Below are 12,127 nucleotides of genomic sequence, written 5' to 3' on the forward strand. Positions count from 1 at the left end.
TTTGGAATGTATCGTCAGGCGGTTATTCAGGTTTTGCGCCAGACGCTGGCCAACCAGGGCTGCTGCTCGCGGGGTAGTCCGGCTGGGCGATAGTAGTGCTCCAGTTCCACAAAACCGGCGGCGGTCAGCAACGATTGCCACGCTTCCAAGTCGTGATAAGACCCATATCGCGGCCCATTCCAGCCTTCGCGGTTGTCACCGCGTGGGTTGGAACTGAACAACACCCCGCCCGGTTTCAGCGCGCCATGCAGCTGCTTGAGCACACGCGGCAGTTCCTGCCTGGGAATGTGAAACAGCACCGCATTGGCAAAGATCCCGTCGAAGCGTGCGTTGGGTAGGTCCAGCTTCAGGAAGTCCTGCTGCAGCACCTCGCAGCCGCTGTCTTCGCGCGCCATCTGCGCAAAGCGCTCGGAGCCGTCGAGGCCCACGGCGATATGCCCCATGCGCGTAAAGGTCTGCAAATCCCGCCCCGGCCCGCAGCCGAAGTCCAGCACGGTAAACGGCGCCGCGCCCTGGATATGCCGCAGCAGCGCGTCGATGTTCTGGCTCACATCGTGATCGCGGGTGCCTTCACGGAAGTCCTCGGCCACGCTGTTGTAGTGGTCGAGGGTGGTGGCGGTGATCTGGTTGAGGTCGTCGGGGGCGAGTTTCATGGGGAGGCGCTTTGGAGGTGAAGTGCTGACTATATCCCATGTCCAGTTGACTGCCCCCTGAGACGGCTCTTCATTCGATGACTGCGCTTGAATTAATCAGTGAAATTTACGGAGTAGTACGACTCATTGGATAGGATTTGTAGACTCCGTAAAGAGGTCATCAAGATGTAACTGTATTTGGGTTGGGGGATGTTGTTAACGGTAGTTGTTGAATTTTGCCGGTGAAGCGGAGTTGCCGCTGCATCGCCAAGCGTGACGGCGGCCAGCGCCAACACCAGCGTCGCGCACCTGGCGCAGGTGGTTATAGTAGACATGGTATTCGCTCCTTGATTCGTCGCAAACGGTGTCGAGCCGATTAAACCTGCATAACCCCCCTCCAACAACTGTCAACCTTGACAGGTCCAAACGAGTGCTCAGCGCGCCAACCGATCCCGACCCAACGATGGCCTACGCGATGATTGACGGGGTCATCATCGCCATGCTGCTGACGCTGTATGTGGCTTGGTACAAGATTCGCGAACCGAAGCAGGGCAGTTGAAAATGTGGGAGGGGGCTTGTATTACCAGGCCGTGACCGTCGAGGCCCGTGGCGATATGGTTCATGCGCGTAAAGGCGTGCCCTGAAGTAACGTCAGTATTGGACAAGCGATCTATAGAAAGTGCTAGCTTTCCAGTTAAAGATCGCTCCTTTGTTGAATGCGAAGGAGTTGTTAACGGTAGTTGTTGAATATTGCCCGTGAAGCGGAGTTGCCGCTGCCTCGCCAAGCGTGACGGCAGCCAGCGCCAACACCAGCGTCGCGCACCTGGCGCAGGTGGTTATAGTAGACATGGTATTCGCTCCCTGATTCGTCGCAGACGGTGTCGAGCCGATTAAAGCTGCATAAACCCCCTCCAACAACTGTCAACCTTGACAGGTCCAAACGAGTGCTCAGCGCGTGTTCAGCCCCCGCGCTTTGTGAATTAATCACAGTGATGAGTAAGGGTGAGGGTGGAAGTCCACTCACACTACATGTCAGTCAGTGTCTATTTGTATTGGAGCTTCTGTGTAAACACATTATTACTCCAGTTAAAGATCCCTCCTTTGTTGAACGTGAAGGAGTTGTTAACGGTAGTTGTTGAATATTGCCCGTGAAGCGGAATTGCCGCTGCATCGCCAAGCGTGACGGCGGCCAGCGCCAACACCAGCGTGGCGCACCTGGCGCAGGTGGTTATAGTGGACATGGTATTCGCTCCCTGATCCGTCGCAGACAGTGTCGAGCCGATTAAACCCGCGAAAACCCCCTCCAACAACTGTCAACCTTGACAGGTACAAACGAGTGCTCAGCGCTTGTTCAGCCCCCGCGCCAAGCGGTCTCCGCCCAGCTGAATCACCGCCACCAGCAGCACCAGCAGCACAATCACCGTGAGCATGATCTGCGTATCAAAGCGCTGATAACCATAGCGGTAGGCAATATCCCCCAACCCACCTGCACCAATCGCCCCAGCCATGGCTGACGAGTTGATCATGGTCACCAGGGTGATGGTGAACCCGCCGACAATCCCCGGTAGCGCTTCGGGCAACAGTACGTGCCAGATGATGTGCCAGCGCCGGCAGCCCATGGCTTGTGCGGCTTCGATCAAGCCGTGGTCGACTTCGCGCAGGCTCACTTCGGCGATGCGCGCAAAGAACGGCGTCGCGGCGATGGTCAGCGGCACTACCGCCGCCCACACGCCGTAGGTGGTGCCGACGATCAGCCGGGTGAACGGGATCAGCGCCACCATCAGGATCAGAAACGGAATCGAGCGGAACAGATTGACGAACGCCCCCAGCACCCGGTTCAGCGCCGGAGCCTGGTAGATGCCGCCCTTGTCGCTGGTGACCAGGAACACCGCCAGCGGAATCCCCACCAGCAACGCGATCAGCGACGACACGCCGACCATCAACAGCGTGTCGATGGCGCCCTGCACTAAACGATCAAACCACATAACCCAACACCTCCACCTGTTGTGCCCAATGCCCGGCGCGGCTGCGCAGTGTGTCGGCGTCATGGGGTGAGCCGTTCACCGCCAGCAGCAATTGCCCCAGGGCATGCCCCTGAATCCGTTCCACGCCGCCTTGCAGCAAGCGCACGCGCCCGCCGAGGGCGCCGAACAGCGCGGCCAGGTCGGGTTCATCGGTGGCGCTGCCGGTGAACTGCAAGCGCAGTACCAGCGCGGCGTCAGCCGAGGCCGGCGTGGGTTGCAGGCGGCTTTGCAGTTCTTCCGCCAGGCCGTGTTGCAGCGGCGCCAGCAGGGTTCGGCTGACCTCGTGCCGCGGGTTGCCAAACACTTCCCACACCGGGCCTTGCTCGACGATGCGCCCGTGTTCGAGCACCACCACGCGGTCGCAGATCTCGCGAATCACCGCCATCTCATGGGTGATCAACACGATGGTCAGGCCCAGCCGTTGGTTGATCTCGCGCAGCAGGCCGAGGATCGATTGGGTGGTCTCCGGGTCGAGGGCCGAGGTGGCCTCGTCGCACAGCAGAATCTCTGGGTCGTGGACCAGCGAACGGGCGATGCCCACGCGCTGTTTCTGCCCGCCGGAGAGTTGCGCCGGGTAGGCCTTGTGCTTGTCCTTCAGGCCCACCAGCTCCAGCAGTTCACGCACCTTCTGCTCGCGCTGCAACTTGGGGACGCCGGCGACTTTGAGCGGCAACTCGACGTTCTGCCACACGGTCTTGGCCGACATCAGGTTGAAGTGCTGGAAGATCATGCCGATGCGCCGCCGCAGCGCCACCAGGCGGTCTTCGTCGAACGCGCCGATGTCGACCTGATCGATCAGCACGCGCCCGCTGCTGGGCTGTTCCAGGCGGTTGATGGTGCGGATCAGCGACGACTTGCCGGCGCCGCTGCGGCCAATGATGCCGAACACTTCGCCGCGCTGGATGGCCAGGTCGATGCCTTGCAGCGCGTGTACCGTGCCGTCGTAGGTCTTGCCCAGGTTGATAAAACGCACATGGGCGCGGTTGAGGTGCGGATGCAGTTCAGTCTGCTCGGCGTTCCTGGGTGGTGTGCCCAGGTCGCGCAGTTGGATGTTGGCGGCCGTCATGTTCAACCTTCCCAGCCGACTTGGTAGAGCTTGCCGAGGGATTTATCCAGGGCGGCGCGCACCACCGGCGAGTGCTGGTAGATGTCGACGAACTTGATCACCCGCGGGTCGGTTTTGGCTTTCGGCTGGATCACGAACTGGATCACGTATTCCGGGTGGTCGAGGCCGTCGAACAGCAGCGCCGACTCGGCATCGAAGGTCTTGGACAGGCGGATATACGCCGGATAACCCTGCACCAGATCCGCATCGTCATAGGCGCGCACCAACTGCACGGCCTCGACTTGCAGGATCTTGAGCTGCTTCGGGTTGGCGATGATGTCTTCTTCGGTGGCCTTGTAACCCACGCCCGGCTTGAGCGTGATCAGCCCCGCCTTGGCCAGCAGTTGCAGGCCGCGCCCGCTGTTGATCGGGTCGTTGGCAATCGCCACGCTGGCGCCTTGGGGCAGGTCGTTGAAGCTTTTGTATTTTTTCGAATACAGCCCGACGTTGTTGATGATGCCCGGCGCATACGGTACCAGATCAAACCCGGCGGCGGCCTTGGCGTTTTCCAGGAAGGGGATGTGCTGGAAGTAGTTCACGTCGATATCGCCGGCGGCCAGGCTGACGTTGGGCGCGATCCAGTCGGTGAACTCCACCAGCTCGACGTTCAAGCCTTGCTTGCCGGCCTCGGCCACGGCGGCTTCCAGGGGAATCGCGAAGGCCGCGGTGGTGCCGACTTTCAGCGGCGCGTCGGCGGCGAACAGCGTCGAACTGAACAACCCGAAGGCCAGGGCCAGGGCTTTGACTGGGTGGGACAACAGGGTCTTTTTCATAGGTAGTTTCCAATGTGTAGGAGCGAGCTTGCTCGCGAAAAACTTGAGGGCGCTGCGGGGTATCAGGGGCCCCGCGTTATCGTTGACGATCTTCGCGAGCGAGCTCGCTCCTACAGGGGGCCGTGGCGGTAGGTGGAGCCGGTGTGTTGTTCGGGTAAGCGGGCGCCGCCGTGGAAGACTTTTTCCCGCAGCGTTCCAGTGTCGTAAGCGGTCTTGTACGACCCACGCCGCTGCAACTCCGGCACCACCAGGTCGATGAAGTCCACATAGCTTTCCGGGGTGACGATGCGCGTGAGGTTGAAGCCATCCAGCCCGGTTTCAGCGACCCAGGATTCCAGCTCGTCCGCCACTTGCTCGGGCGAGCCGACCACGGTGATGTAGCGCCCGCCGAGGGCGTGCTGCTCGAGCAATTTGCGGCGGGTCCAATCGTTGTTCTGCAGGTGCTGGGTGGCGGACTGGATCGCGTTGCTCTTCACGTACTGGATCGGTTCGTCGAGGGCGTACTGGGAAAAATCGATCGCCGTGGACGCCGAAAAATGCGCCACGCCGGCTTCCGCGCTGGCATAGCTCAGGTACTCGGCATGCTTGGCCCAGGCCAGTTCCTCAGTGGCGCCGACGATCACATTGAGGCCCATGAACACCTTGATGTCGTGCGGGTTGCGCCCGGCCGCCACCGCGCTGGCGCGCACCTTGTCCACCTGGAGCCGGGTGCTGGCCTTGTCCCGCCCGCTGATGAACACGCACTCGGCATGCCGTCCGGCGAACACCAGGCCACGCGCCGAAGTGCCAGCCTGGAACAGCAGCGGTGTGCGTTGCGGCGACGGTTCGCACAGGTGATAACCCTCCACCTGGTAGAACTCACCGTGGTGCTCGACTTTGTGCACCTTGCCCGGCTGCGCATACACCCGCGCCTGCGGATCGTTGAGCACGGCGTCGTCTTCCCAGCTGCCTTCCCAGAGTTTGTACAGCACCTGCAGATACTCGTCGGCCTGGTCATATCGCCGATCATGTTCGACCTGTTCGGTCAGGCCCATGGCCTTGGCGGCGCTGTCGAGGTAGCCGGTGACGATGTTCCAGCCGACCCGACCACGGCTCAGGTGGTCGAGCGTGGACATGCGCCGGGCGAACAGATACGGCGGCTCGTAGGTCAGGTTGGCGGTCAGGCCGAAACCGAGGTGTTGGGTCACGGCGGCCATGGCCGAGAGCAGCAGCAACGGGTCGTTGACCGGCAGTTGGATCGACTCTTTGAGCGGCACGTCGATGGCGTCCTGGTACACGTCGTAGACGCCGACGATATCGGCAATGAACAACCCGTCGAACAGCCCGCGCTCCAGGGTTCGCGCCAGGTCGGTCCAATACTCGAGGGTTTTGTACTGGGTGGACGTGTCCCGCGGGTGCGTCCACAAGCCGTGATTGATATGCCCGATGCAGTTCATGTTGAAGGCATTGAGCAGGATTTTTTTCTTCGCCATTCAGATGGTCCCCCGCAGTGGCGGTTTTTCATCGTTGAGGTAGTAATTACCCACGGCGTGGTACTTCCAGCGCACCGGGTCGTGCAGGGTATGCACGCGGGCGTTGCGCCAGTGGCGATCGAGGCCGTGCTCGGCCAGGGTCGCCTGGCTGCCGGCCAGTTCGAACAGGGTGCTGCCGGCCGCCAGGGAAATTTCGGTACTCAGGGCGCGTGCTTCGGCGACCGCGATCGAGGCGGCGGCCACGGTCTCGGCGTGGCTGTCGGCCTGGGCGCGGTCGAGAAACTCGCCCGCGCGCTCCAGCAAGGCTTCGGCGGCGTGCAGGCGAATGCTCAAGTGGCCGAAGCTCTTCAGCGTCAGTGGGTCTTCGCTGGCCTTGTCGCTGCCGGAGTCGATCCACGGGCGGGTCTTGGTGCGTACAAAGTGCAGCGCGTCCTCGAAGGCGGCGCGGGCGATGCCGGTGTCGATGGCGGCGTGGAGGATCTGCGCCAGCGGGCCGACGGTGGTCGGGCGTTCGAAGGCGCTCTGGAACGGGAGCACGTCGTGCGCTGCGACCCGCACGTTGTCGAACACCACCGAACCGCTGCCGGTGGTGCGCTGGCCGAAGCCGCTCCAGTCGTCGATCACCGTCAGGCCCGCGCTGTCGCGGGGCACGAAGGCCAGGTGCTGGATGCCGTTTTCGTCCACCACGGAGGTCGGGATACGTTGCGCGTAGATCGCGCCGGTGGCGTAGAACTTGCGGCCGTTGATCCGAAAACCGTCGCCGTCGCGGGTGAGGCGGGTCACGCGGTCGTGGGCGGTCTTGGTGCCCAGTTCCGCCAGGGCGTTGCCGAAGCGCTGGCCGGCCAGCACCTCGGCGTACAGGCGTTGTTGCTGCGCGGGGCTGCCGTTCACGCGCAGCACTTCGAGGGCGTAGAAATGGTTTTGCGGGATCTGGCCCAGCGAGGCGTCGGCCTGGGCGATCAGCGCGATGACCTTGGCCAGGGTGACGTTGGACACGCCAGCGCCGCCATAGGCTTTCGGCACGCTGATGCCCCACAGGCCGGAGCGCGAAAATACGTCCAGTTCGGGCAGCGGCAGGCGGCGCTCGCGGTCGCGCTGGGCGCTGTCGCGGCGCAGGTCTTCAGCCAGGTCGCTGGCGACAATCAGGGCTTGTTCGTCGCTGGTGATGAGCGCGACGTGGGTAGATAAAGTCATCGGTGTTCTCCAGAAGCGCGTGGAAAAAGTGTTCTGGGCGGTTAGATCCAGGAGTGACGAGCCGGCAATGTGCCGTTCAGGCGATAAGCGCCCACCGCGTGATACTTCCAGCGCACCGGGTCGTGCAGGGTGTGGACCCGGGCATTGCGCCAGTGGCGGTCGAGGTTGAATTCGGCGAGGGTGGCGCGGCTGCCGGCCAGTTCGAAGAGTTTTTCGCTGGCCAGCAGCGACACTTCGGTGGTCAACACCTTGGCCTCGGCCACGGCAATCGAGGCGCGTGCGGCGGACTGCGCGGTGATCGGCGCGGCGCTGACCTGGTCCAGCACCTGGCCGGCCTTGCGCAGGAGGGCTTCGGCGGCGTGCAGTTCGATCTTCAATTTGCCGATGTCGGCGATCACATACAGGTCATCGCTGGCGCGTTCGACCTTGGCGTCGATCCACGGGCGTGAGCGCTCGCGGACGAACGCAATGGTGTCATCCAGCGCGCCACGGGCAATGCCGGCGTCGATGGCTGCCTGGATCAATTGCGAGACCGCGCCCTGGATATTCGGGCTTTGGCCGAGGCGCCAGTTTTCGACCACCAGCTCTGCGTCCACCGGCACCCGGTCGAGCAGCACGGTGCCGCTGGCGGTGGTGCGTTGGCCGAAGCCGGACCAGTCGTCGACGATGCGCAGTCCTTGCGTGCCACGGCGCACAAATGCCATGACCTGCTTGCCGTCGTCGTTCAGCGCCTTCACCGCGACCCAATGGGCGAACAGGGCGCCGGTGGAGTAGAACTTCTGGCCGCTGATCACGTAACCGTCGCCTTCGGCGCTGATCCGCGCCTTGAGCTCCAGGGTGTTTTTGGTGCCGCGCTCCGGGCCGCCGTTACCGATGCGCCAGCCGTCGAGCACGCTCTGGAACAGCTGTTTTTTCTGGCGCTCGGTGGCCGCGCCCTGCAGCAGGTGCAGGATGCCGAAATGGTTTTGCGGGATCTGCCCGAGGGCCGGGTCGGCCGCGCTGATGATCGCGAAGACTTCGGCCAGGGTGGTGAACGACACCTGCGGGCCGCCGTACTCGCGGGGAATGGAAATACTGCCCAGCCCACTGCGGGTGAATTGCTCGATCTGCGCCCAGGGCAGCTTGCGCTGCTGGTCGCGCTTGGCGGCCTGTACGCGCGCGGCCTGGGCCAACTCATGGGCCGCGCTCAGCGCTTGGGCATCGTTGCGCAGCACAACGGCCGGCAACAGCAGGGGGGCGACGTCCAGATCACTCTGGGGGGGTGTTAGAGCCAAGTTAGACATCAGCGCCGCTCCTTGGCTGCACGTAATGCCCTGGCGTTCTGCACCGGGGTAATTCTGACCATACCGACCTCGCATTCAATGAAATGGAAACAAAACAATCAGGAATGTCCGGTGGTCCGGTTTATATACCCTAAACGTGTTAAATATTTAAATAAACTAACTTTTAGGAATATGCATAGAAGGGCCGTTACCCACGCTTCAGGGGCGACGCGGTTGATAGATCTGCGCGGCGCTGGAAGGGCGCTTCGGCGTCGCCGGCACATAGGCGGCGATGCGCAGTGTGCGGGCCGGCGCCCAGCGTGAGTTATTGCCCACCCGATCGAGAATGCAGTACGTGACGTCCAGCCGGCTGTCGTCGCCGGCTTCGATGATGATCGCCGACGGCACCCACACCTGCACCGCGATGCCGACGGCTCGGGCCTGGATTTTCGGCAGGTCCAGGCGCGCATCCCCCCAGCGCAGGGTGATGGCGTCGCCGCGGGTCATGTTCAGGTAGGGTTCGATGGTCAGCGGAATACCGCGCCGCACCTGGCTGCTGTTGACGCCGTAGCGACGAATCATGTCGGGCAGGCCCACAGGGGCGAGGTTCTGGTTTTCGTCGCTGTACAGCGCGCTCGGTTGGCCGCCCGGGTAGTTGGTCTTGACCTGCACCGTGGTCACCGCTGAGCGTGCGGGGCCGTGGCCGATCTGCATGACCTGGTAGTGAACCCGCGCATGGCCGTCCTGCACAAAGCTTTCCGGCACCCGCAGTTGGGTGGCGGTGCCGACCTTGCACGCGGTGATACGCCGCGAGTCGGCAAAGCAGTTGTTCCAGAACAGCTCGATCAGGTCACCCTCATCCATGCCGGGGTAGGGCGCGATGTCGACTTGCAGCTGTGTGGCGGCCAGGGCGTTGATGCCGTTGCCAAGTGCCTGGGGCAGGGTCGGGGCAGTGAGCAGGGCCGGGGTTGCGGTGCGCGTCATAGTAATCTCCTTGATGCAGCCAGCAGCAATCGTTCCGGACCCTTGGCGCGGGAACGCGACGGGGGCCGAAAGGAACGATTCAGTGAAAAGCCGGGATAGGATCCAATCCTCTGGGCGCTAGATAAGAGCGTTGGCCGGAGGGCGTCAATGGCGGCAAAAGGCTAAACGGCGGGTTTGGGACGATTCAGAACGGTCTGACTGGGCGCGGGAATTTCGGGGGTGGCGCGGGGGCTGTTTTACCCAGGCAGGCCGGGCGTGTGCGGGAGCGGGCTCCCCCACACGCGTTGTGCTGCCGGTGGGCGCGCGTCAATGCGCGAGAAACTTGCTCAGGAACTGTTTCGTGCGTTCTTCCCTGGGGTTGGCGAACAACGCCTTGGCCTCGCCTTGCTCCACGATCACCCCTTTGTCGAAGAAGATCACCCGGTTGGCGACATCCCGGGCAAAGCTCATTTCGTGGGTGACGATCACCATGGTGCGGTTTTCTTCGGCCAGGCTGCGAATGGTCGCCAGCACTTCGCCCACCAGTTCCGGGTCGAGGGCCGAGGTGGGTTCGTCGAACAGGATCACCTCCGGCTCCATGGCCAACGCCCGGGCAATCGCCACGCGCTGTTGCTGGCCGCCGGAGAGGCGCCGGGGGTAGGCGTCTTCCTTGCCGGCCAGGCCGACCCGCGCCAACAGCGTGCGGCCCAGGGCGGTCGCGGCCTCACGGGGCATCTTCTTGACCACGGTCGGGCCTTCGATGACGTTTTCCAGCGCGGTGCGGTGCGGGAACAGGTTGAAGTTCTGGAACACAAAACCCACGTGCTGGCGCAGGCGCCGCACCAGGCCCTGTTGCTGGTTGAGCGGCTTGCTGCTGTCGATCTCGATGTCACCGACCTTGATGCGACCGCTGGTGGGGGTTTCGAGGAAGTTCAGGCAGCGCAGGAACGTGGTCTTGCCGGAGCCGCTGGGGCCGATGATGGCGACGACTTCGCCTTCCTTGACCTCCAGGTCGATGCCGTTGAGCACCACCTGGCCGTTGAATTGTTTGGTCAGTTTTTCAACCACGATCATGCTTCAAGACTCCAGGTCATGCCGGTTGACCCGGTCTTCCAGACGATTTTGAAAATGCGCCAGGATGCTTGCCAGGACCCAGTAGATCAGGGCGGCGGACAGATACATGGTGAAGATTTCGAAGGTGCGCGCCGACACCAGTTGCGCCTGGCGGAACAGCTCGGGCACCTGGATGGTGGCCGCCAGCGCGGTGTCCTTGACCAGCGAAATAAAGCTGTTGCCCAGCGGCGGCAACGCGGTACGCATCGCTTGCGGCAGGATGGCCCGGCGCAGGGTCTGCGCGCGGGTCATGCCGATACTGGCCGCGGCTTCCCACTGGCCGCGCTCGATGGACGCGATGGCGGCACGCAGGATTTCACAGGCGTAGGCGGCCATGTTCAGCGAGAAGCCGATCATGGCGGCCGGGATCGGGTCCAGCTCGATGCCCACTTGCGGCAAGCCGTAGTAGATCAGGAACAGTTGCACCAGCAGGGGCGTGCCGCGAAAGAACGACACGTAGACGCGAGCGACGCCGCGCAGCAGCATGAAGCGCGACAGGCGCATCAAGGCCAGGCCGAAGCCCAGCAGCAAGCCGAAAAACATCCCGCCGAGGCTGAGGATTACCGTGAAATACGCGCCCTTGAGCAGAAAGGGCGCGGAGTCCAGCGCGAGTTGGAAACCTGCTTCCATTATTGAGTGACGTCAGCGTTGAAGTACTTCTCGGACAGCTTCTTCAAGGTGCCGTCGGCGCGCAGTTTGTCGAGCGCCTTGTTCACGGCCTCGAGCAATTCCGGCTCGCCTTTGCGCAGGGCAATACCGGCTTCCTGGCGGGAGAAGGCGTCGCCGGCGGCGGCAGTGTCCTTGGCTTTCTTGGCGTATTCGAGTGCGGCGAGGCGGTCGATCAGAATCGCGTCGATGCGGCCGATGCGCAGGTCCTGGAACTTGGTGGGGTCATCGTTGTAGGTCTTGATGATGGCTTTGGGCTGATTGTCCTTGAGCCATTGTTCGTAGTTGGTGCCCAGGCCCACGCCGACTTTCTTGCCGGCCAGGTCGTCGGCGGTCTTGATGGTGTCGACGTTTTTGGCCAGGGTCAGGGCCTGGATGCCGGAGACGGTATAAGGCTTGGAGAAGTCGTACTTCTTCTTGCGCTCTTCGGAGATGGTCACTTGGTTGACGACCGCATCCAGGCGCTTGGATTCCAGGGCGGCGAGGATGCCGTCCCATGGCGTGGCCTGCAGTTTGACCTTGACGCCCAGCTCCTTGGCCAGCGCCTCCGACAGCTCGACCTCGAAACCGCTGAGCTTGCCGCTTTCGTCGACAAAGCTGAACGGTGGGTAAGTGCCTTCGAGACCGATCTTGATCTCACCGGCTTTTTTGATGTTGCCCAACTGTTCGCCGGCCACGGCCTGGCCCAACCAACCAGCGCCGAGGGCCAGGCCCAGAGTGCCGACCAGCAATGTGCGACGGAATACAGAAATAGTCATGAAGAGCCCCTGTGTTGTTATGTTGAGCGAAGCAGGTGACGCGGTAGACGTATCCTGCCTTAAAGCGCGTAGCGCGTCTTCGCCTACGGCGCGATGATAAAGCCGGTTTTTAAGACTTGAAAATAATATAAATCTAAATTGATATTCTATTTTTGAATATGTACT

12 protein-coding genes are annotated in these 12,127 nt (G+C 62.5%); all 12 read right to left on the reverse strand.

Annotated features, from left to right (window positions below; translation table 11 throughout):
• Positions 1-26 precede the first annotated feature (26 nt).
• Complete coding sequence (locus tag ACP7E3_RS27770) at positions 27-653, reverse strand: class I SAM-dependent methyltransferase (protein WP_017848597.1); 627 nt, start codon at positions 651-653, stop codon at positions 27-29.
• Between the two features lie 1,022 nt (positions 654-1,675).
• Positions 1,676-1,873, reverse strand: a complete 198-nt coding sequence (locus ACP7E3_RS27775; protein WP_201021711.1) for a hypothetical protein — start codon at positions 1,871-1,873, stop codon at positions 1,676-1,678.
• A 99-nt stretch (positions 1,874-1,972) separates the two neighbouring features.
• Positions 1,973-2,617 (reverse strand): methionine ABC transporter permease, encoded by a 645-nt coding sequence (locus tag ACP7E3_RS27780; RefSeq protein WP_010214125.1) that lies wholly within the window; start codon positions 2,615-2,617, stop codon positions 1,973-1,975.
• The gene (locus tag ACP7E3_RS27785; protein WP_426125039.1) at positions 2,607-3,722 is read right to left on the reverse strand and encodes a methionine ABC transporter ATP-binding protein; all 1,116 of its coding nucleotides are present in this window, start codon (positions 3,720-3,722) and stop codon (positions 2,607-2,609) included. The genes ACP7E3_RS27780 and ACP7E3_RS27785 overlap by 11 nt, the downstream gene beginning before the upstream one ends.
• Before the next feature lie 2 nt (positions 3,723-3,724).
• The gene (locus ACP7E3_RS27790; protein ID WP_046385063.1) at positions 3,725-4,534 is read right to left on the reverse strand and encodes a MetQ/NlpA family ABC transporter substrate-binding protein; all 810 of its coding nucleotides are present in this window, start codon (positions 4,532-4,534) and stop codon (positions 3,725-3,727) included.
• Between the two features lie 110 nt (positions 4,535-4,644).
• Positions 4,645-6,006, reverse strand: coding sequence for an LLM class flavin-dependent oxidoreductase (locus ACP7E3_RS27795; protein ID WP_177030239.1), 1,362 nt, complete (start codon positions 6,004-6,006; stop codon positions 4,645-4,647).
• Positions 6,007-7,200 carry an SfnB family sulfur acquisition oxidoreductase gene (locus tag ACP7E3_RS27800; RefSeq protein ID WP_057005860.1) on the reverse strand — a complete coding sequence of 398 codons (1,194 nt, stop codon included), beginning with the start codon at positions 7,198-7,200 and terminating at the stop codon, positions 6,007-6,009.
• A gap of 41 nt (positions 7,201-7,241) precedes the next feature.
• Positions 7,242-8,483, reverse strand: a complete 1,242-nt coding sequence (locus ACP7E3_RS27805) for an SfnB family sulfur acquisition oxidoreductase (RefSeq protein WP_046385060.1) — start codon at positions 8,481-8,483, stop codon at positions 7,242-7,244.
• A 198-nt stretch (positions 8,484-8,681) separates the two neighbouring features.
• A complete protein-coding gene (locus ACP7E3_RS27810) occupies positions 8,682-9,446 on the reverse strand; it encodes a hypothetical protein (RefSeq protein WP_017848590.1) in 765 nt (254 codons plus the stop codon).
• 306 nt (positions 9,447-9,752) lie between these two features.
• Complete coding sequence (gene tcyN, locus ACP7E3_RS27815) at positions 9,753-10,499, reverse strand: L-cystine ABC transporter ATP-binding protein TcyN (RefSeq protein ID WP_046385059.1); 747 nt, start codon at positions 10,497-10,499, stop codon at positions 9,753-9,755.
• A 3-nt stretch (positions 10,500-10,502) separates the two neighbouring features.
• A complete protein-coding gene (gene tcyL, locus ACP7E3_RS27820) occupies positions 10,503-11,168 on the reverse strand; it encodes a cystine ABC transporter permease (protein WP_017848588.1) in 666 nt (221 codons plus the stop codon).
• Positions 11,168-11,962: a cystine ABC transporter substrate-binding protein gene (gene tcyJ, locus ACP7E3_RS27825; RefSeq protein WP_017848587.1), complete on the reverse strand. Its 795-nt coding sequence runs from the start codon at positions 11,960-11,962 to the stop codon at positions 11,168-11,170. Before tcyJ ends, tcyL begins: the two co-directional genes overlap by 1 nt.
• Between the last annotated feature and the right edge of the window lie 165 nt (positions 11,963-12,127).

Source organism: Pseudomonas sp. PSPC2-3, assembly GCF_049898265.1.
GTDB classification, from domain to species: domain Bacteria; phylum Pseudomonadota; class Gammaproteobacteria; order Pseudomonadales; family Pseudomonadaceae; genus Aquipseudomonas; species Aquipseudomonas veronii.